The following is a 26,056-nucleotide window of genomic DNA, read 5'->3' on the forward strand; positions in this document are numbered from 1 at the left end:
ATAATTTGAATTTATACATAGCGCATCAAAGGAGACCCTGCCAGTGAAGGATCTGAACCTCTTGTATGTCTTCGAGGCCATGTGGAGGGAACGGTCTGTCACCGAGGCCGCTGAAAGCCTGGGCGTCACGCAAGCCGCTGTCAGCAGCTCGCTCAAGCGCATGCGGGGGGAATACGGGGACAAGCTCTTTACGCAGGTCGGTCGTCGGATGGAGCCTACGCCTCTGGCCAGCACCATGTCCACACAGTTGCTGGACGCGCTGTCCATGGTTCGCAAGACACACTTGGCGCCATCGGCTTTCGACCCCTCTCAGGCATCGCGGGTGTTCACTGTGCGCACCAGGGACATCGGAGAGGTGGTTTGTTTTCCGGGCATCCTTGCCGAACTGGGGAGATCCGCTCCAGGCATCAAGCTCAAAACGACCTTCAAGCCCATTGACGAGACGCTGGCCGGCATGGCCAGTGGTCACATCGACCTCGCCCTAGGTTTTCTCCCTTCGCTCGAGACGGCCATCCACCGCCGCAAGCTATTCTCCCAGCACTATGTCTGTGCAATGCGCGTCGATCACCCCCTGAGCAAAGCGCCTTTGGACTTGGACGCGTTCCTCGCGCAAGAGCACCTGTTGGTGGAGTACTCCGGCAGCGGACATCAGGTCATTGAAAAAGCCCTAGTGGAAGCCGGCGCCAAGAACCGCATTCGCGTCCGCATGCAGCAGTATCTTTCTGCGCCGCATTTCATCATCACGTCGGACATGCTCTGGTCAGTCCCTGCCGTTCTGGCGGAAACCTTGGCTCGGCACTTCCCACTGGTCATCAAACCTCACCCGCTACCGCTGCCCAGCTTCGAGGTCGCGCTTTACTGGCACGATCGATACCACCAGGATCCAGCCAACCGCTGGTTGCGCGAACTGCTTGTCGCGCGCTTGTGCGAGTAGGACGGGATCCTTCAAGCGGGCAACCGGGGCTATCACACGCCGAGGTACTGATGAACAATGTCTGGATCGGCGCGCAACTCGTCCGAATCGCCCCGCCAGACCACGCAGCCTTTCTCGATGACATAGTGGCGATCGGCCAAACCCAACAATGATCCGACGTTTTTGTCGATGACAATCTGGGCAAGGCCTTCGCCCTTCAAGTGACCCAACGCCTGCCAGATTTCGGCGCGAATCAGAGGAGCCAGGCCTTCGGTAGCCTCATCCAGAACAAGCAACCGGGGATTTGTCATGAGCGCGCGGCCGATGGCCAGCATCTGTTGCTCTCCGCCCGAAAGCTGAGATCCAAGATTGGTGCGCCGCTCTTTCAGGCGCGGAAAGAACTCGTACACGCGGCTCAGGTTCCACGGTCGCCCTTTGGCCACAGAACCGAGGCGGGCGGTGGCGACCAGGTTTTCTTCGACTGTGAGGTTGGGAAACACCTGCCGTCCTTCAGGCACCAGAGCCAGGCCCCGACGGGCGATCTTGTGCGAGCGCTCGCCGTCCACGCGCGCCCCGTCGATGCGGATCTCGCCACCTGATGAGGGCATCATTCCGAAAAGGCATTTGACGGTCGTTGAACGGCCCATGCCGTTGCGGCCCAGCAAGGTCACGACCTGCCCGGGTTTGACATCAAACGACACATCGAAAAGAACCTGGGCCCGGCCATACGCCGCCTGGAGACCAGTGACTGAAAGAATGGTGCTCACAAAGCTTCCTCTCCAAGATAGACCGAGCGGACTTCCGGGTGATTTCGAACCTCTTCAGGGGTCCCCGTAAACAGCACCTTGCCGTACACGAGTACGCTGATGCGATCCGCTAGCGCGAACACCGCACTCATGTCGTGCTCCACGAGAAGAATGGTGTAGCGGCCTTTCAGCCGCTGTAGCAGGCTCGTGACTGCCGCGGATTCCTGCACGCTCATGCCCGCCATCGGCTCATCGAGCAACATGAATTTCGGACCGGCGGACAAGCTCATGGCCAGCTCCAGCTGACGCCGCTCGCCGTAAGCCAGCTCACCCGCCAAAACGGCTTCGCGCTCTGACAGCCCGGTGTCCACAAGGGCCTGCCGCGCTGTTGCGACGGCCTTGGCGTCAGAAAGCATCGGTCTCCAGAAGCGCATCGCGTGCTGCTTGGCGCCCAAGGCGGACAGGGTCGCGTTTTCGAGAACGGTGAAGTCTTCGAAGATAGATGTGATCTGATACGAACGCACGAGGCCACGGCGGGCGCGAGCCTCAATGCCCTGCGAAGTCACATCCCCACCGTCAAAATGCACGCTGCCGCCGTCGCTGCCGAGCTCGCCACTGAGCTGGTTGATCAGCGTGGTCTTACCCGCCCCGTTGGGTCCGATGATGGCGTGAAGCTCGCCCTGCTCGACGTCCAGCGATACCGAATCCGTCACCACCAAAGCACCAAAGCGTTTTGACAAGGATCTGGTGGTCAGCAAAGCGCCCATTATTTGATCTCCTTGGCCACAACGTTTGCCGCGGCTTCTTTGGTAGTCCGGTTGCCCGCGACTTCGTCGTCCCGGGGTGGCCGGTCCCACATAGCCAGGAGACCCGCCAGGCCCTGGTTTCTCAAAAGAGCGATGACAACGATGAGCGGGCCAAACACCACCATCCAGTGCTCGGTGATTCCCTTGATGATTTCTTCCAGACCCAGAAAAGCGATGGCACCAAGCACGGGGCCGAACACCGTGCCGATGCCGCCGATCACCACCATCACGATCAGCTCGCCAGAAATCACCCACGCCAACGTGCTGGGGGAGGCAAAGGCATTCAGATTCGCCAGCAGCAAACCAGACACGCCGCAGAGCAAGCCGGAAAAGACGTAAGCGACAAGTTGATAACGCAAGGTCGGGAGGCCGAGCGCATGCACTCGCCGTCGGTTTTGTCTTGCGCCCCGCAAGGCCATGCCGAAAGGTGAACTGCGCAGCTTGGCAAGCCACCACGTCGAGAGCACCAGGATCAGCAGAGCAACGCTGTAGAGCACCTCGATCCGGCCCAGGTCGAGAGGACCAAATTTTGAGGAAATGGCCACGGGCAGACCATCGTCTCCGCCGTATTGCTTGAGGCTGACGAAGAGGTAGTACCCCATTTGCGCGAACGCCAGGGTGATCATGATGAAGGCAATGCCCGATGTGCGAAGGCTGATCAATCCGGTGATCCAACCCACGGCGCCACAGACCACCAGTGTGATGGCCAGGTGGACCCAGCCGCTGCCGACACCGTGCTCGGCCGATATGGCAACCGCATAGCTCCCCAGGCCCATGAAGAGCGCGTGGCCGAAACTGACAAGACCGCCGTAGCCCAAGGCGAGATTCAATGCACTGGCAGCGATCGCATAGATGATCATCCGCGCGACAAGCGCAATGTAGAAACTCTGATCCATGGCCGTCGCCACGAATGGCAGTGCGGCAAGTCCTGCGAAGACGAGAAGCGGTATGGCCAAAGAAGGCCGCAGAAGTTCAGATGTCTTCATCACGTCAGCCTCGCTTCGTAGGGAAAAGACCTTGCGGTCGCCATGCCAGCACCACCGCCATCAGCACGTACACCAGCATCGACGCGAGCGCTGGGCCGGCGGTGTCCGCAAAGGAGCGTTCTGATACCAGGCGCAGCCAAATTGGCAGAAATGCGCGGCCAAGCGTGTCGACCGTTCCGACGATGAGCGCCGCATAGAACGCACCGCTGACCGAGCCGATCCCCCCAATGACGATCACCACCAGTGTGGTGATGAGAACGGGCTCCCCCATCCCGGACTGCACCGACAAAATCGGCGCCGCCATGGCACCGGCAAGACCGGCCAGCATGGCCCCGACCCCAAACAACATCGCATTGAGCCACTGGATATTCACGCCCAGCGCCGCGACCATCTTGGGGTTGACCGAGCCCGCCCGTATCAACATACCGATTCGCGTTCGGTTAATCAGCCACCACGAACCGACTGCGACCAGAAGCCCAACCAAGATGATGGCGAACCGGTACGAGGGATAACTGAACCCGAACAGGTCGACCGTCCCCTGTAGTGCAACAGGCACCTGAACAAAGTAGGGCTGCGATCCCCACACGATCCGCACCAGCTCGTTGAAGAACAGGATGAGACCGAAAGTTGCCAAGACATGGTCGAGGTGGTCGCGCTGATAAAGACGGGATACCGCTACAAATTCGAGCAGGAGTCCAATCAACAGCGCCACTGCCATGGCGGCCAACACGGCGAGCACAAAGGAACCTGTAAGACCTTGGGTCACCGCAGCCGCATACGCCCCCATCATGTAGAGGGAGCCATGCGCCAAGTTCACAAAGCTCATGATCCCGAACACCAATGTGAGGCCCGCAGCCAGCAAGAACAGCAGAACGCCGTACTGCAGCCCGTTCAGCAACTGTGCCAGCACCAGCCCGCCGCTCATTCGCTCTGCTCCAGTTGCAGAAACACACGACCACCTTCGATTTTCACGGGGTAGCTTTTGACAGCTTCAGTAACGGGCGCACACGTGGGCGCGCCGCTGCGCACGTCGAACTTTCCCTGATGCAGGGGGCATTCGATCTCATGTCCCTCAAGGAATCCGTCACACAACCTTGCTTGGCCATGTGTACAGAGGTTGTCGGTGGCGTAGACCACGCCTTCTACACCGTACAACGCGATGTCCAGACCCTCAACCTGAACACTCACCACATCGTCTTGCGGCACCTCATCGAAGGCCGCTGCATCAATCCAGTTGCTCATGGTGTACCTCAAATAGGATAGATGATCGAATTCGGAATCATCTCGCTGTCATAAACAGCAAGACGAGACGCGAACTTCAGACCTTGCGGTGTGCGGACAACGGTATCAAGATAGCGCCCCACGTTGAACACCGTCGACTCTTGCGAAAGCTTGGTCCTGAAGACCGCGTAGTTCGCTTCGCACTCGAACGAGTCGCCGCTATCGCGGCGCACCACAGGTAAACCCACCACGTGACGTTGGTAGTAGGGGTCGTGAAAAAGGGTTTCCCGAATCCCGTAGACGCGGTCTTTCAGCATGCCTTTGCTGGTGAAGGCGAGCGTCGACAGCGGGAATCCACGCTCATGGTTTTCACGAGGTTGCAGCTTGTAGACACAGTCATCGGTGAAGAATTCGGGCCAGAGGTCCCAGTTTCCGGAATCGACTGCGCTTGCATAGTCGACGTAAAGTTGGGTGAGGGCTTGGTAGGTCGGAAAGTCCATGGTGTTCTCCCGCTCAGGCCGCACTGCAAGGCGAAGGCGCATTTCCCTTTGCGGCATCCGCTGGAGATGCCGGCGCCTCCATGACCTTTCTCCAGTACTCGTACATGCCACGAATCAAGGTCTCGGTGACCATATGGTCGGTGTGATCATCAACGCCTCGGCCACCGAGTTCAGCCAGCGTGCGGTGTGCAGGCTTGCTCTCGAAAGCCTCTTGAGAAAACTCGATGACTTCACCGTCATCCGCTGAAACAAAGCCGGCCGGTCCGAACAGATTGGCCTGACGCAATCGACGTTGCGTCATCTCTTCGCTGTCGTCTTCAAAACCGAAGTGGGTCCACACGAAGTCGAATGAGCCGTGTCCGTTGGGCTGAATGTGCCGAGTCGAAACACTGTTCACTTGCTGCTGAAGAATGACGCTGGGGAAGATGGTGGTCATCACCGCGGTCGGACCATTCCACCAGGACTCGGGAACGATGTCGAGAAAGCTCGGATCGTTCAGTTGCATGCTCTCCTTGAAGCTTGAAACCTGTGTCACCTGCTCGGACTTGCCGCCAGTTCCTCGTGTCGAGATCATGGCCGCATGTCGATGGAGGGTATCCATCTTGAGTTCGGACTTGTTGTCCGCACGCCAAAGCCCGAAGGTGACGAACCAGGTGTGCAAAAGACCGGGGTGGTACGGATCCTTGATGTTCTCCTGCATCAATTTCCAGTTGCCCGGGATGCGTTGTCGGTTGTAGCCGAGGATGCTTAGCTTTCGTCCATCGAAAAGACGGTCGAAATATCCCCCGATCGTTGGACCCAGGAAGCTGTCCAGGGACTCCACCTGATGGTCAAAGGACGCGAACACCACGCCACCGCGCACGGCAACTTTCAGCTTCGTGAGACTGTGATCGCTCGTCTGGAAATCGGCGGGCATGCCCCCCTGTACTTTCCCATCCTGCTTCACGCCACGGCGGAAAGGCACACCCTGAAGATCACCTTGAAGTGTGTAGTTCCACTGGTGGTACGGGCAGACGAATTCCTTTCTGTTGCCATGGCGTTCGCGGCAAAAGCGCATGCCACGGTGGGCGCATACGTTTTCGACCACATTGATATCACCCTGTGCATCACGAACCATGATCACGGACCGCTCGCCCACCACTGTGCGCTTGAAGTCCCCTGCGTTGGGAATCTCTGCCTCCAGACCAACGTAACACCAATGGCCCTTGTAAAAGAAGCGCTCCAACTCCCGGCGGTAGATCTCCTCACTTGTGTAGGTGAGAAACGGGATTCGGCTCGTCCCCTCGAGTTCCCAGTGGGGTTCATTGGGGAAAAATTCGGATGCTGCGTTGGTCATGGTGTCTCCTTGGAATATCGATGTCGGGATGCTCAAGCGGCAACGGTCACGAAGATTTCGCCCAAACCCTGGACGCTGCCGCGCATCACATCGCCACGGCGCACTGCATTCACACCTTCCGGGGTGCCCGTCATGATCAGATCGCCAGGCTTGAGAACTTCATACTGCGAGAGATGGGCAATGCACTCGCTGACAGACCAGATCAACTTTTCGACGTCCGAGCTTTGACGTGCTTCTCCATTCACCGTCAGCGCGATGGCTGCCTTGGTGGGGCTCGATACGTCTGCTGCGCGGTGCAGTGCGCCGATCGGCGCGGAAAGCGCAAAGGACTTGCCGAACTCCCAAGGACGACCCTTGTCGCGCGCCTCGAGCTGAAGGTCCCGTCGGGTCATGTCCAGCCCCACTGCGTAGCCCCAGACATGTTCCTCCGCGCTGTCGACTGGGATGTTCGAACCACCCTTTCCGATGGCGACCACCAGTTCAATTTCATGGTGGAAGTTGGTGGTCTGGCTGGGGTATGGAATCGTCACCGGCTGCGACGCATCCACTGCAGCGTCGCTGGGCTTCATGAAGAAGAAAGGGGGATCGCGGTCTGGGTCTTTTCCCATTTCGCGCGCATGCGCTGCGTAATTGCGGCCGACGCAGAAAATGCGGTTAACGGGAAAGCGCTCTTCGCTTCCAGCGACAGCAAGCGATGTGACCTCGGCCGGCGAAATGGCGTATTTCATGTTGATGTGCTCTCGTGAGTTTGAAAATCTCTAGAGGCGCTCTTCGCGCCACAGCCCCAGCGCCTGCTGCACCGGGCGGTCGGAATAACTGAAAAGATTGAGCGCGTTTTTACCGGCCCGCACCCGAAGACGCTGCCAGGACGGGACGACAACGACATCGTTTTCGGCGATGTCGAAACAGTGTTGGCCCACTTCCACCTGCCCGCTTCCTTCGAGGCAGACAAGCACCGTGCCGTCAGTACTTCGATACGCGCGAGTTTCAAAACCAGCCGGTATGTGTTGGACAAACGCCCCGATGGTGGGCATGGGTGAAGCGCCTGTGGCCGGGTTGACAAAGCGTTGCTTGAACCCCAGATGGGCATCAGGTGCACCTGATCGCGCAATCGAATGCAGAGCTTCGCGCGTCTTCTTCCAGGGGTAAACAAAAACACGCGTGGGCTCGGCAGACGTCTGTGCAAAACCAACCGGCACCATGTTGGCGCCATACCGCGCCAGCGCATCGCCTTCCGGGCGGACTTCGGCTTGACTGGTGGCCTCGGACTTTTCGGCGAAGCCCGCGTCCAGAAAGCGCAGCATTGGAATGTCCAGACCATCCAGCCACACAACCGGCTCTTGCCCGAGGTTGCCGTGGTCGTGCCAGGTCCAGGCCGGGGTGATGATGAAATCCCCTCGGTACATCGTCGTCTTCTCGCCATCCACGGCCGTGTAGGCCCCTTCGCCATCGAGCACCAGCCGCAGCGCGGACTGCGTGTGGCGGTGCGCTGGGGCCACCTCGCCGGGCAAGATCAGTTGCAGGCCGGCATAGAGGGAATTCGTGATGCACGATTGCCCGAGCAAAGCCGGATTCTCGAGAATCAGTACCCGGCGCTCTGCTTCGGCCGCCGTGATCAGCGCGCCCGCATCCATGACATGTCGGCGCACGTCTTCGTAGCGCCACATCGCGGCCTGGGCGATGGGCTTCGGCTCGTTGGGCACGAGAGCACCCAGAACCTCCCAAAGCGGCGTCATGTAATGCGCACCGATCTCGCCGTAGTAACGCTTGCGCTGCTGCGATTCCTCAGCGGTTAACACGCGTGTCTGCATAAGAGCCTCCTTCTTCAATCAACGTTCGCGTAGAAGGCATCGGCGTAGATGTCGCGTGCCTCGATCCCCCTCGTCTGCACCAGCACAGTGGCAGCCTCGACCATGGGCGGCGCACCACAGAGGTAGGCCTTGAAGCCGGCAAGGTTGGACCAGTCGGACGCGATCGCATCCGTCACCAGACCACTTCGATAGTTAGGCCCTGCACCAGAAGTTGCCACGACATGCAGTTGCAATGACGGGTGTTCCACACGCAAGGCGTTCAGCCAGTCGAGCCCGTACACATCGCGGGCCGACCGAACGCCGAAGTACAGGTGGACAGGATTGAACATGCCCGCAGCGAGCGTGCCTCGCACGATGGACAGGATCGGCGCGAGCCCGGTTCCACCCGCCACGCAGAGCAAGGGTCCTTCGTGCTTTCGGCGCAGATACGCCGTGCCCAACGGGCCACTCACGCGCACGCTGTCTCCAACTTTCAACTCTTCGGCCACGTAGCCAGTGACCCGACCATCCGGGACACGACGAAGGTGAAACTCCAGACACTCATCACCTGGGAGCCCGGCCATCGAATACGGCCGGATGTGCTCTGGCGTGAACTGCAGTTGGGCATATTGACCCGGTGAGAACTCGAGCGGTTTGTTGCTCTTGAGGCGCAAGCGCTTGATGTCGTGCGTCATGTCCTCAATCGACACCACGGTCGCTTTCAGGACGCGAGCAGGGTGCACAACCACTTCGTCTGGTTCCGGAATCTCGATGGAACAGGGCTCTGTGAGGAAGGTCTGACAAGCAAGGACAAAGCGATCTTCAGCGGTCGGGCGTTGTGTCTGAGAGCCGCCCTCCAACACGTCGCCAGAGAGCACGCGGCAACGGCAGGTGCCACAACGGCCAGACATGCAGCTGTACGACAGGGGAATCTGGTTCTCGCGCAGGGCCTCCAGCAGATTGACGCCGGGCCGTACGTTCAGAACGCGCTGCAGGGGTTGAACAAGGACTTCCATGGGGCATGCGGAGGCAGATGAGGCCGCGATGATTCCCGTTTCACCGGAATAAGCCAATAGAATCCCATGAATACTTCGTATCACCAATGTGAATGGCAACGAATCTGCAGCTCCATCAGATTGACCTGAACCTCTTGGTCATTTTTCGACAACTGCTTGTTGAGAAGAGCGTCTCCAAGGCGGCCGACGCGCTTTCCCTGACGCAGCCTGCGGTCAGCAATGCACTGGCGCGTTTGCGCAAGCAACTGGGTGACGAACTGTTCGTTCGGACACCCTTGGGCATGGAGCCGACACCCTACGCAGAATCGATCTCGGAAGGTGTTTTGTACGCGCTGGGGATGGTCCACAGCACATTGAACCAGTCGAGCGCATTCGATCCGCAAACCAGCGTTCGAAGCTTCACCATCGGCATGACAGACATCGGCGAAGTCTGGTTTCTTCCCAGGTTGATGGAGCTGCTCGCCCAACGTGCTGCGGGCGTGACCATCAGCACCGTGCGCAATGCCTCTGTCAACCTGCGGGACGAGATGGAGGCCGGGAAAGTGGATCTCGCCATCGGGTTACTGCCCCACCTGAAATCCGGCTTCTTCCAGCGCAGGTTGCTGACCACGCGCTACGTGTGTCTCATGCGCAAGGGTCACCCGCTCGACAAAGCGCGTATGTCGCTCAAGGAGTTCTCGTCTGCCGAACACATTCTGGTCATCTCTCAGGGCACGGGCCACGGCAAGATCGACGAGGTCATGGAGCGCGCCGGCATCGACCGCAAGGTGCGGTTGACGGTTCCGCATTTCACCCCTGTGGGACAGTTGCTACGGTCAAGCAACATGGTGGCCACGGTGCCAGAGCAGTTGGCTAGGTCTAGTGCCGAGCCCTACGGCCTGGTGTACGCGAAACACCCTGTGGAATTGCCGACGGTTTCCATCAACGTCTTCTGGCATGCCAAGACGCACAAGGACGCGGCAAACAAGTGGCTTCGCAGTCTGATTTTTGAAGCGTTCAGCGACCAAAGCTGAGGCACTACCGCGCGTCGACATGGATTCGGCGCGCCATTCTGAGGAAGTCGCCCTCCCATTCGCGACACGAATAGTTCAGATAACGCCCATCGATTGGATGAAACGGCGTGCGAACCTAGACTGCCCTCCCAGGTGGCTGACTGACATGCCACCAGCAGGAGACAAGCATGACAAGCAAGCGCAAGCCGCTGCGTTCCGACATGGGCAGCAGTGACGCCACCCGCATCCGAGTGCAGGGCATGGACCTGATGCACGACATCATGGGCAAGTTGAATTTGGGGGACTTCGCTTTCCTCGAAATCCAGGGTCGCTTGCCGACGCCCTCCGAGTCGGCCGTGTTCAATGCGATGCTCGCTACCCTGGTGGAGCATGGCATGACCCCCATGGCGATCGCCACACGACTCACCTATCTGGGCGCGCCAGAATCACTGCAAGGAGCGGTGGCCTCCGGCTTGTTGGGCATGGGGACCACGTTCGCAGGCACATCTGAAGGATCGGCCCGCCTCCTCCAGGAGGCGCTGACAAACGATATGTCAACACCATCGGACGATGAGCTCACTGCGCTCGCAGATTCGCTGGTGAAGAAGTTGCGAGAAACACGCCAGCCTATTCCTGGGGTCGGGCACCACCTTCACAAGCCCGTCGATCCACGCGCCACACGGCTGTTCGAGATCGCCGAGAAGCACGGTCTCAACGGACGCTATGTGCGTTTGATGCAAGAAGTGGCGTCCGCGGCAGAGCGTGCCCTCAACAAGCCTGGGCAACTCCCGGTCAATGCGACAGGCGCGATCGGCGCGCTTTCATCCGAAATGGGTATCCCATGGCGACTCTGCCGAGGGTTGGCCGTTATCGGTCGATCAGTTGGCCTCGTTGGACACATTGCTGAAGAAATTCGAAACCCCATCGCCCGCGACGTGTGGGAGCAGATTGAAGCCGACGCGTCTTCACACGTTCAGTGGTGAGACATCCCCCAACCCATTTCAAGGAGACTCATATGAATACACAACTGCATCAACACGCCAGGCGCCGTAGCGTTGCACTCGTCGCAAAACTCGGCCTCGCTGCGGTCGGCCTGAGCGTCGCGTCAGTGGCAGCGCTTGCACAGACTGCATATCCGAATCGGCCAATTCGCCTGGTTCTGCCCTACCCTCCAGGTGGCGGCACCGACATTGTGGCGCGGCTGCTATCACAGAAGTTGACCCAGTCCATGGGCCAGCCGGTGATCGTGGACAACAAGCCGGGCGCGAGCACGATCATTGGCACCGACCAGGTTGCCAAGGCCGCCCCCGATGGTTACACCATCGGATTGATCACAGACTCCCACGCCATCAACCCCACCTTCTTTCCGAAACTACCCTACGACTCGGTCAAGGACTTCACTCCAGTGACGCAGCTCGTCCAGGTACCCTTGGTTCTGGTCGTGAATCCTGCGCTGAACGTCAAGACGCTCCCCGAGTTCATCTCACTGGCGAAGAAGAGCCCCGGAAAGATCAACTACGCGTCTATCGGCAATGGCACTCCACATCAGTTGGCGATGGAGTGGCTGAAGTCGCTGACCGGCATCTACGTCACGCACATTCCGTACAGGGGTGTGGGCCCTGCTTTGACAGACGTGGTCTCCGGTCAGGTCGACGCGATGTTCACGGGCACGTCCACGGCGGCGCCCTATGTCCGTCAAGGTCGCCTTGTTGCCCTCGCCATGTCCAGCGGGAAACGCCAGCCGTCCTATCCGGACACGCCGGCCGTTGCAGAGGCCGGACATGCACTCAAGAACTTTGACTTTACGAGCTGGTACGGCATCGTGGCTCCAGCAGGCACTCCCCGCGACATCGTCATGAAGCTCAACCGCGAACTGACCGCTGCGTTGGACCAGCCAGATGTCAGGGAGCGGCTGAGCAGCCTCGGCGTGATCGGTTCGCCGTCCAGTCCCGAGCAGTTCAGCACCTTCCTGCGGAAAGAATCTGAGACCCTGGCCGACCTGGTGCGCCGAACGGGCGTGAAACCGGACTGATCTCGTATGAGCACCGCCAAACCTTTGGCCGGTATCCGGGTACTGGATTTCGGTAGCTTCATCACCGCACCTTACGCCGCCATGCTGATGGGTGAACTCGGTGCCGACGTCATCAAAGTCGAACGCCCCGGGTCGGGTGACCCATTCCGCGCATTTAACGGAGGGCTGTACAGCTCCCACTTTCAGGCACACAACCGCAACAAACGGAGTGTGGCGCTGGAACACTCCGCGCCACATGCAGCACAAGCGCTTCAAGCGTTGATTGAGAGCGCTGACGTGCTGCTGCTCAATGTTCGTCCCGGCGTCGAGAACAAGACTGGTTTGGGTTACGAACGTGTTCGATCGCTCAACCCTCGAATCGTTTACTGCAGCATCACGGGATACGGGGCCAGCGGACCATACGCCGAGCGTGCGGCCTACGACAACGTCGGCCAGGCGCTTTCGGGCTGGCTGTCGATGTTTCACCAAGGCGAAGATGCGCGTGTAGCCGGACCAGCCGTATCCGACGCACTGACTGGCCTCTTTGCGACCATCGGCGTCTTGGCGGCACTGACCGAGCGATCGAGTACCGGCATCGGTCGCAAGGTCGAAGTGAGCATGCTGGAATCGATGGTCGCCTTTGCCACCGAGCCGTTGGCAAGGTTGTTTTCAACTGGCAAACCATCTTCTTTCTACTCCCGCGCAGCCGCTTCACAGTCGTTCATCGTGACTTGCAAGGATGGAGAGCGGATCGGGCTGCACCTGTCCTCTCCACCCAAGTTCTGGGAAGGTCTCATCGCGGCAATTGGCACGCCTTCTCTGCTGCAGAAATATGCCGATAGAGGAAGCCGGGTCAAACGGTACGACGAACTGTCGGAAGACCTTGCGCACATATTTCTGCAGCACCCGCGAGACCATTGGCTTCCATTGCTGGAAGTCCACGACGTTCCGTTTGCTCCTGAGCGTCGTCTTGAAGACCTCTCGGACGACCCACAGGTTGTTCATCAACGCGTCTTCTACACCGTCGAGCACCCCGTGGAAGGCATCGTGAAAGCGGCCCATCGGCCCGTCCGGTTTGACGGGGACAACCGCAGCGACTTCCGGGCGCCGCCAACCTTGGGAGAGCACACGCAAGAAGTGCTTCTGGAGGTGGGGCTCGATACCGCAGCCATTCAGCAGCTCGCCGATCAGGGGCTTATAGGGTAAGCAAAAATCGAGGAGACAAACATGAAACTTCCTGCATACACATTGCACCGCCGGCGTGCGTTGGGCTTCACTCTCGCGCTGATACCTGGACTTTCAACCTTGGCCGGCTGCGCCGCGAATGCCGATGGTTCGGTCCGCACGGCACCGCAGGTGAAGGAGCTTGGAAGGGCGGACCCGGGAAGCTTCTTCGAAAACCTCGTCTTCGGGCCGGATGGCGCGCTCTACATCACCGACTACACGCGCCGCCAAGTGCTTCGCTACACCGACAAGCAGGGTCTTCGCGTTCACGCGACGCTGGAGGTTCATCCACTGGGTATTGCGTTCGACGTAGACGGCACCATGCTCCTGTCCTGCCAGGAGAAGAACCTTTTCGGCGGCGGCGGGACGATGCGCAACGCCAATCTGCTCTACAAAGCGCGGCCCGGTGAATCGCTGCGTCGGTGGAAATCCATTGAGGCGGCAGGATTCCTCAACGGCATCGTCTGTATGGATTCCAGACGAATGTTGATTGCCGACTCACGAGGTGGTGTGATCTGGATGGTTCACATGGACTCCGACGAAGTGCATCGTTTCGTAACACATCCATTGCTCGACGCGGCTGACCAAGCCTCTCTCACGCCCGCTGCCAACGGACTGAAGCTGCACAAAGGCTACCTGTATGTTTCCAACACGGCGCGTGGCATCTTCTTGAGGCTGAGAGTGAACGGCCGTCAACTCGGAGAAATCGAAGTCTTCGCGGAGAACGTTCGAGCGGACGACTTTGCTTTCTCCCCCGACGGAAGACTGTTCTTCACGACGCATCGCGACAAGATCTTCTTCCTCGAAGGGGACAATCCGAAGGAGTACGCGGGCGCCGAAGCTGGAATTTCTGGAAACACAGCTCTCGTGTGGGGACCCGACGGCAGAGGACCCTACGTCATCACGGACGGTGGCTACGTGGCGCAACAGTGGTACGGCGGCCCCGCAGCAGGGCCTGCTCGGCTCCTGCAATTCTCCGCTTGAGTCTTTGATCAACGCGGTTCACGCGCCTTTGCGGACAGATTTCCGTGTGGCGTCCAGCAGGCCTCTCGGTTTGACACCGGGAGCAAGGTTTGCTCGCGGTATAGATATCGCTGATACAGGCAAATTGATAGCGATTGTTGGGCCTCGTCGCTGAAGGCACTACGCTTCGTCGCGTCGGATGAGCGTCACGGATCAACTTGTGACGCTTGTCATTCGCGTTCTGCCGAAGACAGTGAAAGAAAAAAATGACGAGAGACATGAGGCCCCCCCTGCTCCCCTCCCTTATCGAGGAGATCACCGTAAGGGACGGGATAAAAATTGCAGTGGCGGTGTACCTGCCGGCAGGTAGCAATGCTGAAAACCTACCGACACTTCTGGCCGCATCGCCCTATCGGTTCGACAACAACATTGCACCCGCGATGCCGCTGTTTCTGTGGCGAGAAACGGGCCCGATTGACTGGTACCTAGAACAGGGCTACGCATTCGCCCACATGGATGTGCGCGGCACAGGTCGATCTGGCGGGGAATACCGGTACATGGACGCCAAAGAGCAAGGCGACCTGTATGAGGTCATCGAGTGGTTGGCCGCGCGGCCATGGTCCAACGGAAAAGTTGGTGGAATTGGCCAGTCCTACTACGCCCGCATGCAGTGGTTCATGGCCATTCAGGCGCCACCCCACCTGGCGTGCATTGCACCCTACGACGGCAACGTTGATACCTACCGCGCATCGGCTTACACGGGAGGCATACCGGGCGACTTCCCCGGGCAGACCTGGTACAACGGAACGGTCCGAACCATCAACCAGCATCCCGCTTCCGGGAGCCCCCGTTTGCTGGATTGGGATTACGCGCTCGCCGTTCGACAACACCCGACCTACGATGAATTCTGGGTCGAACGCTGTGCTGCAGAAAGTCTCCACAAGATCAAGGTCCCAGTGTTTTCCATTGGTGTATGGCGAAAGGTCGACCTGCACCTGAATGGCAACATCGTCGGGTTTGAACGCAGCGGTGGTCCCAAAAAGCTATTGGTTTTCTCGTCTGTAAACCTCCAGCAAGCCGTTCAGGACTATTCAAGCGTTGCCTTCCATGCGCAGTACCTTCTCCCTTTCTACGATCGGCATCTGAAGGGCGTTGAGACCGACTATGACGGTCAACCTGCGGTTCGGTACTTTGCGAGCGGCGCCACCGAACTCAGGACGGCAGATGCATGGCCGCCCAGCGACATCGAGATCAAGACGCTGTACCTCCAGCATGGGCCAACCGGTAGCGTGACATCGCTGAATGACGGGTCTCTCAAGGACACTCACCCGAAGGAAAACGGCTCGCTAACGGAATACCACTATCCGGACGAGGGATGGCGCATGGGCGTGGTTGGAAATGGCCCGGATGGAAAGCCCGACCCGATTCGCCGAGCGCTCTCGTTCACTACCGAAGCGTTGTCAGCGGACACCGAGATTTGCGGACCAATCAAGCTGGTGCTCTACGCAAAGTCCAGCGCTACAGACACCGACTTCATCGTGAAGCTTTCCGAGCAGTTTCAGTCCGATGCTGCCCAACATTCGGCTGGCGTGAATCCGCGATACCAGATTGTCTCAAAGGGTTGGCTGCGGGCTTCTCACCGGGCTCTGGACATCGCTCGCACCACCGATCTGGCACCTGTGTACTTGCACACCCATCCTGAGTTGATCACGCCAGGGCAGGTCTATCGCTTCGAGATTGCCGTGATGCCCAGCGCCCATCGATTCAAAAAGGGGAGCCGCATTCGTCTGGAGCTCTCCAATGGTGACTCGAGCGTGACCGAGTACGTGTTCACGCACGAGTACGCACCATGGAAGGTTGGCCAAGACGTGATCCTGCATGACAGAGATCACCCGTCCCACCTTCTGATACCCGTCCGAAACACCCACTGAAAAATGGAGACAACATGAAGTTCAAAAAATTGCTCGCCTGGACGTTCGCTGCACTGGCAGCGCAACCGTCGTTCGCACAATCCAACGCTACCGCGCCGGTGGACGCTTGGCCCACGCGTCCGGTGAAGATCGTGATCGGCCTTCCACCAGGAAGTGGCAGCGACCTGTTGGCACGAGCCTTGGCACAAGAGCTCACGGAAGCCTGGAAGCAACCTGTAATCGTCGAGAATAAACCCGGTGGCAGCGGAATCATTGCGGCGTCGAGCGTTGCCAAGTCAACGCCGGATGGTACGACGCTGTTCCTGGCCATAGACGCGAACATCACCACCAACCCGCATGTGTTCAAGTCGCTGCCGTACGATCCGATCAAGGATTTCGCGCCTGTCACCATGTTGATGACGTTCAGCACGCTGCTGGTGGCCCACCCATCGGTTTCGGTGAGCACCATCAACGAGCTGATTGCCAAAGCCAAGACCTCACCAGGATCCTTCACCTACGGATCTCTGGGAGAGGGAAGCAACATGCATCTCTTGAACGCGACATTCGAACACGCTGCTGGCATCAAGATGATGCAGGTGCCCTACCGGGGAATTCCACAGATGACGACGGCCCTGATGACCGGCGAGGTCCAGTTCGGATGGCTCGGCGCTTTTACGGCCAAGCCTCTCGTCGATGAAGGCCGCTTGAAAGCGTTGGGCGTCAGCGGTGGAAAGCGCTCGAACCTGCTGCCACAAGTACCGACCTTTGTGGAGGCCAAGTTGCCTGACGTGGATGTCACAGTCTGGTACGGATTGCTGGCACCGGCTGCAACGCCTGCACCGATTGTCAATCGCATCCATGAAGCCGTCGCCCGCGTCATTGCACAGCCGACCTTCCGAGAAAAGCATTTGACGCCCAAAGGCTATGAGCCCAGCGGCATGGGAACGACGGCGTTTGCCGACCACATTCGCAAGGAGCTCGTCTCGCGCGAGAAGATGATCAAGCAGGCAGGCGTGAAACCGCAGGACTAGAAATCGGCATTGCTGGACCGGTCCTGGATTTCACTTTGGGAAAGGCATCCGAACAAGGGTGCCTTTTTCATTTCGGTAGACCGCTCATTCGACATCCGGCTGCGCGGCAGGTACGGCACGGCGAAATTCATCGATCGTGGCAAGGTGGGCATCGATACGCAGGATCGTCGGGTAGCCCTTCGCTGTAGCCGAGACTCAACGGCAAGCCACAACGTCTACAGCAACCTGGAGATCTGACTTTCAACTTACCCTGCTTGTCGCGACTTGAATGACTGCAGTGTTGTGAGGACCGCGGGATCAACATTCCAATCCCACGGTCGGTAATCGCTGCACTGCTGGCTCTCACCTTCCTAGGTGGGCCACAGCCATCAGTCTTCACTTGACCTTGGCCAAGATGCGTCGAGCACTCAATAGGCGTCCGCCGCAAACCGCTAGTCAACAAGAGCGAGAGACCCCTGTCGAAGTTGCAGACTTCCGAGGTCTGCCCCTGCTTCTTTTGAGTTCGACAACAGGTGGTGCCAGCTCGGAGCCAATGGTTTCGCGAGGTGGTTCGCCAAGCCCTGCGACAAATGCTTCGAGATCTGAAACTCGAATCATCCTTCGGCGTCCGATCAGAAAGGTTGCAACTGGAAACCTTCCGGCAGAAAGCCAGTTTTTTGCTGTCTGGTTGGCAATACCAATTGTTCGGGCTCCCTCGAGGTAGGGAATCAGTAACGCTGTGCTCATGGCTCTTCCTGGCGGCGCAGACGCGCCCAGTTTCAACGAGCTGACGGGTTGAGACTGACAGATGATCGACCAAGACACGTGAAGTGTTCGACTCATCGACATCCCATGATCATGGGAAATGTTGATGCCGCACATGGGTGCGCGATTGAGCATGAGGTGGGAGGGCTTGTGTCGGACGGTCAGCTTGGGACATCACGACGATCAAAACCTCAAGTCCGTTGAAAACAGACATTTAACTCTCCACGCTAAGGTGGATGACTGCATGCAGAATACCACACGCGCCAATGGCATCGGCTCAGGTGGTGACAGCTACCGCAAGTACACGCCCCACGTAGTTTTGCAGAACCTGAAATCAAGCGCTCTCGTAGCGATGCTTCCACTTTGCTTGCGGGTTGCAAATGGGGACGAAACCGGGACAAGCCTCCAGGTACGTCAAGGTCCTTCAAAGTATTTCCCGGGACAAAATGGGGACAGTGATTTCCGTTCAGGCAAGAAAAAAGCCCGCTGCTTTCGCATCGGGCTTTATCTAAGCTGTTGATTTACAACGACATTTTGGCGGAGTGGACGGGGCTCGAACCCGCGACCCCCGGCGTGACAGGCCGGTATTCTAACCAACTGAACTACCACTCCTGGTAGATGGCGTTCGTTCTTGCGAACCAAGTGCCAACCACTTGTGCCTGAGTTGCCTTGCAGCAAATTCTGGCGACCCTACGGGGATTCGAACCCCGGTACTCACCGTGAAAGGGTGATGTCCTAGGCCTCTAGACGATAGGGTCAAAACCTTGGGACCAACCGAAACGCGACTCTCTGCACCGCGTTTTTTGGAACTTCGAATTGTAGCATTGGAAGGTGGTGTTCCTTCTTCAGCTGCGCCTCGCAGTCCCTGATTTTTGGTGGAGGTAAGCGGGATCGAACCGCTGACCTCTTGCATGCCATGCAAGCGCTCTCCCAGCTGAGCTATACCCCCACAGGGTTTGTTGAACTGCTTCGCTGATTTGAATCAACGCTGCATTTCAGCAAGCCTCAAATTATAGGCGATTTTTTCATGCGTTCTGCAAACGGTCCAACACCGTTTGACGGTTCTGCAGTTCCAGCACGGCATCGAGCGATGGCGTCTGGGCCGTGCCCATCACCAGAACACGCACCGGCATGGCGATCTGCGGCATTTTCAGGCCATGCGCCGTGAGCACTTCCTTGATGGCAGCCGAGATGCTGGCTTTATCCCAAACCGCGTCGCCGAGCTTGTCCGCCAGCGCAGCCAGCGCCGGACGCACCGCGTCGGTCACGTGTTGCGCACGCTCGTCCGCGTTGGGCGTGATGTCGTTGTAGAACGCCTTGGCCCAATGGGCCAGCGCCACGGTGGTGTCGCATCGGTCCTTGAACAGGCCGCAGATGCGCGGCAGGCGGTCATCCACCGCAATGCCTTGCCATTTAAGCTGCTCGGCCACCAGCGGCGCCAGCGCATCGTCGGCCATGGCTTTGAGGTGTTGGGCATTGACCCAGCGCAGTTTGGCATCGTCGAACTGCGCGGCGCTGCGGCCCAGGTGGTCCAGGTTGAACCACTCAAGAAACTGCGCACGACTGAAGATCTCATCGTCGCCATGGCTCCAGCCCAGTCGCGCGAGGTAGTTCACCATGGCGTCAGGCAGGTAGCCCTCGTCGCGGTACTGCGTGACCGGCTTGGCGCCGTTGCGCTTGCTCATCTTCTCGCCCTGCTCGTTGAGCACGGTGGGCAGGTGGGCGTAGATCGGCGGCTCTTTGCCGAGCGCGCGAAAGATGTTGATCTGGCGCGGCGTGTTGTTCACGTGGTCGTCGCCGCGGATCACGTGGGTGATGGTCATGTCGATGTCATCGACCACCACGCAGAAGTTGTAGGTGGGCGTGCCGTCGGGCCGCGCGATCACCAGGTCGTCGAGCTCGTCGTTGGCGATCTCGATCCGGCCCTTGACCTTGTCGTCCCAGGCCACCACACCGCCCTGCGGGTTCTTGAAGCGCAGTACGGGCTTGACGCCTTCGGGCACGGGCGGCAACAACTTGCCGGGCTCGGGCCGCCATGTACCGTCGTAGCGCGGCTTCTCCTTGGCAGCCATCTGCGTTTCGCGCAGCGCGTCGAGTTCGGCCACGCTCATGTAGCAGGGGTACACCAGCCCGGCGGCCACCATGTCGGCGAGCACGGCCTTGTAGCGGTCCATGCGCTGCATTTGGTAGAACGGGCCTTCGTCATGGTCCAGGCCCAGCCACTTCATGCCTTCGATGATCACGTCCACCGCGGCCTGCGACGAGCGCTCGAGATCGGTGTCTTCGATGCGAAGGATGAAGGTGCCGCCGGTGGAACGCGCGAACGCCCACGGGTAGAGCGCCGAACGGATGTTGCCCAGGTGGATGAAGCCGGTGGGCGAAGGTGCGAAGCGGGTGCGGACGTTGGAGGTCATGTCAGAAAGTGAGAAGTCCGCGGTCAAGATCGGTCTGGATGTCGTCAATGTGCTCGAGCCCAACCGCCACGCGGACCAGGCCCTGCACCACGCCCGCGGTCTGCCGCTGCGCTTCGGTCAGGCGGCCGTGTGAGGTGCTGGCAGGGTGCGCCAGCAGGGTCTTGGTGTCGCCCAGGTTGGTGGAGAGCGACATCACCCGCAGTGAGTCAAGCACATGGAAGGCCCGTGCGCGCGCCTGCTCGGCATCACTCGCTTTGACCTCGAACGAGAGCACAGCGCCGCCGCACCCCGACTGCTGCGCCATCGCAAGCTCATGCTGCGGATGACTGGAAAGCCCGGGGTAGTGCACGCGCGCCACGGCGGGATGGTCTTGCAGCCATTGCGCGAGCTGGAGCGCGCGGGCCGACTGCGCCTGCATGCGGATGTCCAGCGTCTCAAGGCCTTTGAGCACCACCCAGGCGTTGAACGGTGCGAGCGTCATGCCCGCGCTCTTGAGCACTGGCAGAAAAGTCCTGGTCACCAGCTCCTGGCTGGCGCACAGGGCCCCGGCCATCACGCGACCCTGGCCGTCGAGGTACTTGGTGCCCGAGTGCATGACGATGTCGGCACCCAGCTTCATCGGCAACTGCAGGGCCGGCGTGGCAAAGCAGTTGTCCACGCACAGCAGCGCGCCGGCGTTGTGCGCCAAGTCGGCCAACGCACGGATGTCGCAGACCTCGGTGAGCGGATTGGTGGGTGTTTCGGCGAACAGCAGCTTCGTCGTCGGCTTGATCGCAGCCTGCCACGCGGCCACGTCGGTCTGGGAGACGAAGGTGGACTCGACGCCGAATTTCGCGAGATCGGTGCCGATCAGCTTGATGGTGGAGCCGAACATGGAGTGCGAGCACAACACGTGGTCGCCGGCCTTGAGCAGGCCCATGCACATCATGAGGATGGCCGACATGCCCGAGGCGGTGGAGATGCAGGCCTCGGCGCCTTCGAGCGCGGCCAGCCGCTGCTCGAAGCTGGCCACCGTGGGGTTGCCGTAGCGTCCGTAGGTGAAGCCTTCCTCGTCGCCCGCGAAGCGGCGCGCGGCCGCTTCGGCGCTGGGTTGCACGTAACCGCTGGTGAGGTACAGGGCTTCGGAGTTTTCGCCGTACTGGCTTCGTTCGACAGCTTCGCGCACGGCCAGCGTGTCGCGATGCAGTTCGGTTTTCTTCTGGGTCATCGGCAGTGACTTTCAGGCGACCTGTGCGTTGGGCAGGGCCAGGCGCGAGGTGTCTTCTTCGCCCTCTTCGCTGGTGTCGCGCCCGGCGTTCAGACGAGCGATGTCGGCCAGCGTGATGTCGCCGGTGACGTACACGCCGTCGAAGCACGACGCATCAAAACCGGCCAGCTTGGGATTGAGCGAGCCGATGGCCTGCTTCATCGCGTCCACGTCCTGGTAGATCAGGGCATCGCAACCGATGCTCTCGCGCACCTCGTCGACCGTGCGGTTGTGCGCCACGAGTTCGTCGGGCGTGGGCATGTCGATGCCATAGACGTTGGGGTAGCGCACTGGCGGCGCTGCGCTGGCCAGGTACACCTTGCGCGCGCCAGCGTCGCGCGCCATCTGCACGATCTCGCGGCTGGTGGTGCCGCGCACGATGGAGTCGTCCACCAGCAGCACATTACGCCCTTTGAACTCGCTGCCGATCACGTTGAGCTTCTGGCGCACCGACTTCTTGCGCACACCTTGGCCGGGCATGATGAAGGTGCGGCCCACGTAGCGGTTTTTCACGAAACCTTCGCGGTACGGCAGGCCCAGCAACTGGGCCAGCTCCATGGCGCTCGGGCGTGATGATTCGGGAATGGGAATGACCACATCGATCTCGCTCGGCGGCACGGTGGACACCACGCGCTTGGCCAGGGTCACACCCATGTTCAGGCGGGCCTGGTAGACCGAAATGCCGTCCAGCACCGAATCAGGCCGGGCCAGGTACACGTACTCGAAAATACAGGGGTTGTGGCTGGTCTTCTCGGCGCACTGCTGGAACTGCATCTTGCCGTCCATATCGACGAACACCGCTTCGCCGGGCAGCACGTCGCGGTCCAGTTCGAAGCCATTGCCTTCGAGTGCCACCGATTCGCTGGCGACCATCACGCCGCCCTGGTCGTTGTGGCCCACGCACAGCGGGCGGATGCCGAACGGGTCGCGGAACGCCAGCAGGCCGTGACCGGCGATCAGCGCCACCACCGCATACGAACCCTTGACGCGCTGGTGCACGCCGCGCACGGCGGCAAACACGTCGGCCGGCTTCAAGGTGATGCCGCGCGTGACCTTCTCCAGCTCGTGTGCGAGCACGTTGAGCAACACCTCGGAGTCGCTCTCGGTGTTGATGTGGCGGTGATCGGTCTGGAACAGCTCCTGCTTCAGCGCATGGGCGTTGGTCAGGTTGCCGTTGTGCACCAGCACCAGCCCAAACGGCGCATTCACGTAGAAAGGCTGCGCCTCTTCTTCACTGTAGGCGTTGCCGGCCGTGGGGTAGCGCACCTGGCCCAGCCCGCAGATGCCGGGCAGTGAACGCATGTTGCGGGTGCGAAACACATCACGCACCATGCCCTTGGCCTTGTGCATGAAAAACTTGCGACCCTGTTGGGTGACGATGCCCGCCGCATCCTGGCCGCGGTGCTGCAGGAGCAGCAAGGCGTCGTAAATCAGCTGATTGACTGGCGTTTTGCTGACCACGCCCACGATTCCACACATGTTTCGATCCTCAGAAAAAACTCAAGCGCTTTTCAAGCGATATATCGGGCCACGGGCTCTGGTAACAAGGGCTTGATGGCATGCAGCGTGGCCGCCAGCACATCGGCCCCCGCCGACTCCTGCCACCACTGCGCATCCCGCATGGGCGACATGCTCACCACCACTGCAAAGGCCAGCAGCATCACCACGCCGCGCGCCAGACCAAAGGCACCGCCCAGAATCCGGTCCACCGGTCGCAAGCCCACCGACGCCACCAGCTTCTTGACCATCCACGCGAGCAGGCCACCCGCGAACGCCACTGCGATGAACACCAGCACAAAGCCCGCGGCCAACTGAAGCGGGGGCGAAAGGCCGTCCAGCGGCAACATCGCGGCCACCTCATCGGCATAGGCCTGCGCCAACACGAAGGCAGCCACCCAGCCCGCCACCGACAACACCTCGTAGACGAGCCCACGCCACGCACCGAGCAACACCGACAACAACAACACCGCCAGCAGCAGCCAATCCATCAACACCATGCAGCCGTCATCCGTTTGCCCCTCACAGCGTGAGGATGGCCGCGGGCAGACCCAGGGCCTTCACGCGAGCGGCGACCTTGTCGGCCTCGGCACGGCTGGCATAGGGCCCCAGACGCACGCGGATGCGACGCCCCTCGGAGGTTTCGGCGACGTGGGTATAGGTCTTCAGCCCGGCGGCTTCAAGTTTCTGGCGCACCGAGCGGGCACCGGCTTCTTCAGAGAACGCGCCCACCTGCACCACCACGCGCTCCGCCGCACCGGTGCCTGGCGCAGCCGTGGGCGCGGCCGCAGTCTTGTTTTCGAGCAGCGCACGCGCGCGCTCGGCGTCGGATGGCGCAACGGGTGTCTTGGGGGGTTCGGTGGCGGGTTTGGGCGCGGGCACAGCCTCAACCACTTCTTCGCGCGCACCGAGGGTGTCGCGAGCTTCGACACTGGGGGCTGGAGGTTTGGCCACGACAGGTGCTGCAGCAGCCACCGGCGGCGCAGCTGCCGCCACGGGTGCCTTCACGCTGGGAGCGGGCGTGTTTTTAGCCGGAATCTCGATCGGGATGTCGACCGAAATCGGGCGCGGCTGTGTGTCGAAGAGCAGCGGGAAACCCAGCACGCCCAGCAGCACCAGCACGCTGGCGCCAATCAAGCGGTGGCGCGCCCGGCGGCGCACGGCGTCAATGCTCTGCGGCGGAGGTGTCGATGGATTGCCCTGTGAGCCTGAACGGGATTTGAACATTCGGGTGGGAACCATTGCGCCAAAGGAGGCCTGGCGAGGGGCGCGACACAGGGAGAGGTCGTGAAAGCTCGGTCGGAGGGGTCAGGAAGGCAGGTGTTTGGCCGACAAGCGGGGCACACCGTCCTGCAGAACACCCCCCACGGTGAAGAACGATCCGAAGACCACGATTCTATCAGCGGGGTCCGCGTGGGACACCGCCGCCTGCAGTGCCTCCATGGGGTTGGCGTGGCATCCCGCCACCGTGCTTTTGGCGGTGGCGGGATGCGCTTTCAGGGTCTCGGCCAAGGCTGCGGCGGTGCTGGCCCGGGGCAGCGGCAGGTCGGTCAGGTGCCAGCGGTCGATCAGCGGAGCGATGCGCTCGATCATGGCGTCCAGGTCCTTGTCGGCCATGGCGCCGAACACGGCGTGGGTGGTGGGGTAGTAACCCATGGCGTCGAGGTTTTCAGTGAGCGCCGCCACCGAATGCGGGTTGTGCGCCACATCGAGCACCAGGGTGGGCGTGCCGGGCACGATCTGGAAACGCCCGGGCAACTCCACCAGCGCCAGGCCGTTGCGCACGGCCTGGGCCGTGACGGGCAACTTTGACCGCAGGGCCTCCACGGCACCGAGCACGCCCGAGGCATTCACCAGCTGATTGGCACCGCGCAGCGCCGGGTAGGCCAGTCCGGCGTAACGCCGACCGCCGTGCGAAGGATGCATGGCCCAGCCCCATTGCTGCTGGTCGCCAGCGAAATGGAAGTCCTTGCCGATGCGCCAGAGCTCGGCGCCGATCTCCAGGGCGCGGTCGAGCACGCTCTGGGGCGGCACCGGGTCGCTCACCACCACCGGGCGGCCGGTGCGCATGATGCCGGCCTTCTCGAAGCCGATGGCCTCGCGGTCGTTGCCCAGCAAGGCCATGTGGTCCAGCGCGATGCAGGTGATGACGGCGCAGTCGGCGTCGATGATGTTCACCGCGTCCAGCCGCCCGCCCAGCCCAACCTCCAGGATCGCCACGTCGAGCCCGCTGCGTGAGAGCGTGCGCAGGATGGCCAGGGTGGTGAATTCGAAGTAGCTCAGGCTGATTTCTTCGTCGCCGCCCTGCCCCTTGCGCGCCACTTCCACCTCGGCGAATGCCGGCAGAAGCTCTTCGGTGGCCACCGGTTCCCCGGCAACGCGGCAACGCTCCTCGAAATGCACCAGGTGCGGCGAGGTGTAGACGCCGGTGCGGTAACCCGACTGGGTGTACACCGCCTCCAGCATGGCGCAGGTGCTGCCCTTGCCGTTGGTGCCGGCCACGGTGATCACCGGGCAGGTGAGCGACAGGTCCATGCGCTGCGCCACGCGCTGCACGCGCTCCAGCCCCATGTCGATGGTGACCGGGTGCAGGCGTTCGGCATGCGCCAGCCATTCGGGCAACGTGGTGGGGTGCGGCGGCAGTTCGATGTTGAGCATCGCTGGATTGTCCCATTGGCCACCAGTCCTTCACCTGCATCACCGACAATCC

General features: G+C 60.6%; 27 protein-coding genes and 3 tRNA genes. 10 read left to right on the forward strand and 20 right to left on the reverse strand.

From position 1 onward, the window contains the following. The first annotated feature begins 43 nt into the window (after positions 1-43). Entirely contained in the window at positions 44-934 is an 891-nt protein-coding gene (locus ASE11_RS13610; RefSeq protein WP_056272325.1) for a LysR family transcriptional regulator, read from the forward strand. 32 nt (positions 935-966) lie between these two features. Here ASE11_RS13610 and ASE11_RS13615 read toward each other — a convergent pair whose 3' ends face one another. Genes ASE11_RS13615 through ASE11_RS13660 form a run of 10 tightly spaced genes read right to left on the reverse strand, consistent with a single transcriptional unit; the run spans position 967 to position 9,314 of the window. Next, positions 967-1,680: an ABC transporter ATP-binding protein gene (locus ASE11_RS13615; protein WP_056272329.1), complete on the reverse strand. Its 714-nt coding sequence runs from the start codon at positions 1,678-1,680 to the stop codon at positions 967-969. After that, positions 1,677-2,426 (reverse strand): ABC transporter ATP-binding protein, encoded by a 750-nt coding sequence (locus ASE11_RS13620; RefSeq protein ID WP_056272331.1) that lies wholly within the window; start codon positions 2,424-2,426, stop codon positions 1,677-1,679. Before ASE11_RS13620 ends, ASE11_RS13615 begins: the two co-directional genes overlap by 4 nt. Continuing rightward, on the reverse strand, positions 2,426-3,451 hold the full coding sequence (locus tag ASE11_RS13625) for a branched-chain amino acid ABC transporter permease (protein ID WP_056274107.1): 1,026 nt from the start codon (positions 3,449-3,451) through the stop codon (positions 2,426-2,428). Before ASE11_RS13625 ends, ASE11_RS13620 begins: the two co-directional genes overlap by 1 nt. A 4-nt stretch (positions 3,452-3,455) precedes the next feature. After that, the gene (locus tag ASE11_RS13630; RefSeq protein WP_056272336.1) at positions 3,456-4,376 is read right to left on the reverse strand and encodes a branched-chain amino acid ABC transporter permease; all 921 of its coding nucleotides are present in this window, start codon (positions 4,374-4,376) and stop codon (positions 3,456-3,458) included. After that, positions 4,373-4,693: a non-heme iron oxygenase ferredoxin subunit gene (locus ASE11_RS13635; protein ID WP_056272339.1), complete on the reverse strand. Its 321-nt coding sequence runs from the start codon at positions 4,691-4,693 to the stop codon at positions 4,373-4,375. Before ASE11_RS13635 ends, ASE11_RS13630 begins: the two co-directional genes overlap by 4 nt. Positions 4,694-4,701: 8 nt before the next feature. After that, positions 4,702-5,172 (reverse strand): aromatic-ring-hydroxylating dioxygenase subunit beta, encoded by a 471-nt coding sequence (locus tag ASE11_RS13640; RefSeq protein ID WP_056274110.1) that lies wholly within the window; start codon positions 5,170-5,172, stop codon positions 4,702-4,704. Positions 5,173-5,185: 13 nt separating this feature from the next. Next, a complete protein-coding gene (locus ASE11_RS13645; RefSeq protein ID WP_056272342.1) occupies positions 5,186-6,508 on the reverse strand; it encodes an aromatic ring-hydroxylating dioxygenase subunit alpha in 1,323 nt (440 codons plus the stop codon). A gap of 32 nt (positions 6,509-6,540) precedes the next feature. Next, positions 6,541-7,236 carry a fumarylacetoacetate hydrolase family protein gene (locus tag ASE11_RS13650; RefSeq protein WP_056272346.1) on the reverse strand — a complete coding sequence of 232 codons (696 nt, stop codon included), beginning with the start codon at positions 7,234-7,236 and terminating at the stop codon, positions 6,541-6,543. A 30-nt stretch (positions 7,237-7,266) separates the two neighbouring features. Next, positions 7,267-8,319 (reverse strand): gentisate 1,2-dioxygenase, encoded by a 1,053-nt coding sequence (gene gtdA / locus ASE11_RS13655; protein ID WP_056272348.1) that lies wholly within the window; start codon positions 8,317-8,319, stop codon positions 7,267-7,269. A gap of 14 nt (positions 8,320-8,333) precedes the next feature. Then, the gene (locus ASE11_RS13660) at positions 8,334-9,314 is read right to left on the reverse strand and encodes a 2Fe-2S iron-sulfur cluster-binding protein (protein ID WP_056272351.1); all 981 of its coding nucleotides are present in this window, start codon (positions 9,312-9,314) and stop codon (positions 8,334-8,336) included. A 104-nt stretch (positions 9,315-9,418) separates the two neighbouring features. Between ASE11_RS13660 and ASE11_RS13665 the strand changes: the two genes are divergently transcribed. The 8 genes from ASE11_RS13665 (at position 9,419) to ASE11_RS26150 (ending at position 17,682) form a co-directional block, all read left to right on the forward strand. Further along, positions 9,419-10,327: a LysR family transcriptional regulator gene (locus ASE11_RS13665; protein WP_056274114.1), complete on the forward strand. Its 909-nt coding sequence runs from the start codon at positions 9,419-9,421 to the stop codon at positions 10,325-10,327. A gap of 167 nt (positions 10,328-10,494) precedes the next feature. Continuing rightward, positions 10,495-11,289 carry a citryl-CoA lyase gene (locus ASE11_RS13670; RefSeq protein WP_056272354.1) on the forward strand — a complete coding sequence of 265 codons (795 nt, stop codon included), beginning with the start codon at positions 10,495-10,497 and terminating at the stop codon, positions 11,287-11,289. A 32-nt stretch (positions 11,290-11,321) separates the two neighbouring features. After that, positions 11,322-12,338 (forward strand): tripartite tricarboxylate transporter substrate binding protein, encoded by a 1,017-nt coding sequence (locus ASE11_RS13675; RefSeq protein WP_082585740.1) that lies wholly within the window; start codon positions 11,322-11,324, stop codon positions 12,336-12,338. Between the two features lie 6 nt (positions 12,339-12,344). Further along, positions 12,345-13,523, forward strand: a complete 1,179-nt coding sequence (locus ASE11_RS13680; RefSeq protein ID WP_056272362.1) for a CaiB/BaiF CoA transferase family protein — start codon at positions 12,345-12,347, stop codon at positions 13,521-13,523. Positions 13,524-13,544: 21 nt separating this feature from the next. Then, positions 13,545-14,525, forward strand: a complete 981-nt coding sequence (locus tag ASE11_RS13685; RefSeq protein WP_156406357.1) for a hypothetical protein — start codon at positions 13,545-13,547, stop codon at positions 14,523-14,525. 257 nt (positions 14,526-14,782) lie between these two features. After that, complete coding sequence (locus tag ASE11_RS13690; RefSeq protein ID WP_162258047.1) at positions 14,783-16,435, forward strand: CocE/NonD family hydrolase; 1,653 nt, start codon at positions 14,783-14,785, stop codon at positions 16,433-16,435. A 14-nt stretch (positions 16,436-16,449) separates the two neighbouring features. Continuing rightward, a complete protein-coding gene (locus ASE11_RS13695; RefSeq protein ID WP_056272374.1) occupies positions 16,450-17,445 on the forward strand; it encodes a Bug family tripartite tricarboxylate transporter substrate binding protein in 996 nt (331 codons plus the stop codon). A gap of 9 nt (positions 17,446-17,454) precedes the next feature. Then, a complete protein-coding gene (locus ASE11_RS26150) occupies positions 17,455-17,682 on the forward strand; it encodes a hypothetical protein (RefSeq protein WP_162258048.1) in 228 nt (75 codons plus the stop codon). Positions 17,683-17,880: 198 nt separating this feature from the next. Here the strand turns inward: ASE11_RS26150 and ASE11_RS27125 are convergent, their stop codons facing one another. Next, a complete protein-coding gene (locus ASE11_RS27125; RefSeq protein WP_082585741.1) occupies positions 17,881-18,324 on the reverse strand; it encodes a helix-turn-helix domain-containing protein in 444 nt (147 codons plus the stop codon). A 109-nt stretch (positions 18,325-18,433) separates the two neighbouring features. Here ASE11_RS27125 and ASE11_RS25910 point away from each other — a divergent pair, with 109 nt between their 5' ends. Next, entirely contained in the window at positions 18,434-18,709 is a 276-nt protein-coding gene (locus ASE11_RS25910) for a hypothetical protein (RefSeq protein ID WP_156406358.1), read from the forward strand. A gap of 15 nt (positions 18,710-18,724) precedes the next feature. Here ASE11_RS25910 and ASE11_RS13700 read toward each other — a convergent pair. The 9 genes from ASE11_RS13700 to folC all read right to left on the reverse strand — a co-directional run bounded on the left by ASE11_RS13700 (position 18,725) and on the right by folC (position 26,004). Further along, positions 18,725-18,801, reverse strand: a tRNA-Asp gene (locus ASE11_RS13700). 70 nt (positions 18,802-18,871) lie between these two features. Beyond that, positions 18,872-18,947 (reverse strand) — tRNA-Glu (locus ASE11_RS13705). A 115-nt stretch (positions 18,948-19,062) separates the two neighbouring features. Continuing rightward, positions 19,063-19,138 (reverse strand) — tRNA-Ala (locus tag ASE11_RS13710). Between the two features lie 76 nt (positions 19,139-19,214). Then, complete coding sequence (gltX, locus tag ASE11_RS13715) at positions 19,215-20,603, reverse strand: glutamate--tRNA ligase (protein ID WP_056272378.1); 1,389 nt, start codon at positions 20,601-20,603, stop codon at positions 19,215-19,217. Between the two features lies 1 nt (position 20,604). After that, positions 20,605-21,810, reverse strand: coding sequence for an O-succinylhomoserine sulfhydrylase (locus ASE11_RS13720; protein ID WP_056272382.1), 1,206 nt, complete (start codon positions 21,808-21,810; stop codon positions 20,605-20,607). 12 nt (positions 21,811-21,822) lie between these two features. After that, a complete protein-coding gene (gene purF, locus ASE11_RS13725; protein ID WP_056272386.1) occupies positions 21,823-23,328 on the reverse strand; it encodes an amidophosphoribosyltransferase in 1,506 nt (501 codons plus the stop codon). A 32-nt stretch (positions 23,329-23,360) separates the two neighbouring features. Beyond that, entirely contained in the window at positions 23,361-23,846 is a 486-nt protein-coding gene (locus ASE11_RS13730) for a CvpA family protein (RefSeq protein ID WP_056272391.1), read from the reverse strand. A 22-nt stretch (positions 23,847-23,868) separates the two neighbouring features. Next, complete coding sequence (locus tag ASE11_RS13735) at positions 23,869-24,573, reverse strand: SPOR domain-containing protein (protein ID WP_056272394.1); 705 nt, start codon at positions 24,571-24,573, stop codon at positions 23,869-23,871. Between the two features lie 81 nt (positions 24,574-24,654). Continuing rightward, a complete protein-coding gene (gene folC, locus ASE11_RS13740; protein ID WP_200959358.1) occupies positions 24,655-26,004 on the reverse strand; it encodes a bifunctional tetrahydrofolate synthase/dihydrofolate synthase in 1,350 nt (449 codons plus the stop codon). Positions 26,005-26,056 lie beyond the last annotated feature (52 nt).

It is taken from the genome of Hydrogenophaga sp. Root209 (assembly GCF_001428625.1).
In the GTDB taxonomy this organism is placed as follows: domain Bacteria; phylum Pseudomonadota; class Gammaproteobacteria; order Burkholderiales; family Burkholderiaceae_C; genus Hydrogenophaga.

Bases quoted from the DNA above. Each gene is read 5' to 3' on its own strand.
- purF (WP_056272386.1), bottom strand. From the start codon at position 23,328: ATGTGTGGAATCGTGGGCGTGGTCAGCAAAACGCCAGTCAATCAGCTG.
- gltX (WP_056272378.1), bottom strand. From the start codon at position 20,603: ATGACCTCCAACGTCCGCACCCGCTTCGCACCTTCGCCCACCGGCTTC.
- ASE11_RS13685 (WP_156406357.1), top strand. From the start codon at position 13,545: ATGAAACTTCCTGCATACACATTGCACCGCCGGCGTGCGTTGGGCTTC.
- ASE11_RS13720 (WP_056272382.1), bottom strand. From the start codon at position 21,810: ATGACCCAGAAGAAAACCGAACTGCATCGCGACACGCTGGCCGTGCGC.
- ASE11_RS13735 (WP_056272394.1), bottom strand. From the start codon at position 24,573: ATGTTCAAATCCCGTTCAGGCTCACAGGGCAATCCATCGACACCTCCG.
- ASE11_RS13660 (WP_056272351.1), bottom strand. From the start codon at position 9,314: ATGGAAGTCCTTGTTCAACCCCTGCAGCGCGTTCTGAACGTACGGCCC.
- ASE11_RS13670 (WP_056272354.1), top strand. From the start codon at position 10,495: ATGACAAGCAAGCGCAAGCCGCTGCGTTCCGACATGGGCAGCAGTGAC.
- ASE11_RS13690 (WP_162258047.1), top strand. From the start codon at position 14,783: ATGAGGCCCCCCCTGCTCCCCTCCCTTATCGAGGAGATCACCGTAAGG.
- ASE11_RS13620 (WP_056272331.1), bottom strand. From the start codon at position 2,426: ATGGGCGCTTTGCTGACCACCAGATCCTTGTCAAAACGCTTTGGTGCT.
- ASE11_RS27125 (WP_082585741.1), bottom strand. From the start codon at position 18,324: ATGCTCAATCGCGCACCCATGTGCGGCATCAACATTTCCCATGATCAT.
- folC (WP_200959358.1), bottom strand. From the start codon at position 26,004: ATGCTCAACATCGAACTGCCGCCGCACCCCACCACGTTGCCCGAATGG.
- ASE11_RS13630 (WP_056272336.1), bottom strand. From the start codon at position 4,376: ATGAGCGGCGGGCTGGTGCTGGCACAGTTGCTGAACGGGCTGCAGTAC.
- ASE11_RS13650 (WP_056272346.1), bottom strand. From the start codon at position 7,236: ATGAAATACGCCATTTCGCCGGCCGAGGTCACATCGCTTGCTGTCGCT.
- ASE11_RS13695 (WP_056272374.1), top strand. From the start codon at position 16,450: ATGAAGTTCAAAAAATTGCTCGCCTGGACGTTCGCTGCACTGGCAGCG.
- ASE11_RS13625 (WP_056274107.1), bottom strand. From the start codon at position 3,451: ATGAAGACATCTGAACTTCTGCGGCCTTCTTTGGCCATACCGCTTCTC.
- ASE11_RS13730 (WP_056272391.1), bottom strand. From the start codon at position 23,846: ATGGTGTTGATGGATTGGCTGCTGCTGGCGGTGTTGTTGTTGTCGGTG.
- ASE11_RS13635 (WP_056272339.1), bottom strand. From the start codon at position 4,693: ATGAGCAACTGGATTGATGCAGCGGCCTTCGATGAGGTGCCGCAAGAC.
- ASE11_RS25910 (WP_156406358.1), top strand. From the start codon at position 18,434: ATGCAGAATACCACACGCGCCAATGGCATCGGCTCAGGTGGTGACAGC.
- ASE11_RS13680 (WP_056272362.1), top strand. From the start codon at position 12,345: ATGAGCACCGCCAAACCTTTGGCCGGTATCCGGGTACTGGATTTCGGT.
- gtdA (WP_056272348.1), bottom strand. From the start codon at position 8,319: ATGCAGACACGCGTGTTAACCGCTGAGGAATCGCAGCAGCGCAAGCGT.
- ASE11_RS13675 (WP_082585740.1), top strand. From the start codon at position 11,322: ATGAATACACAACTGCATCAACACGCCAGGCGCCGTAGCGTTGCACTC.
- ASE11_RS13645 (WP_056272342.1), bottom strand. From the start codon at position 6,508: ATGACCAACGCAGCATCCGAATTTTTCCCCAATGAACCCCACTGGGAA.
- ASE11_RS13640 (WP_056274110.1), bottom strand. From the start codon at position 5,172: ATGGACTTTCCGACCTACCAAGCCCTCACCCAACTTTACGTCGACTAT.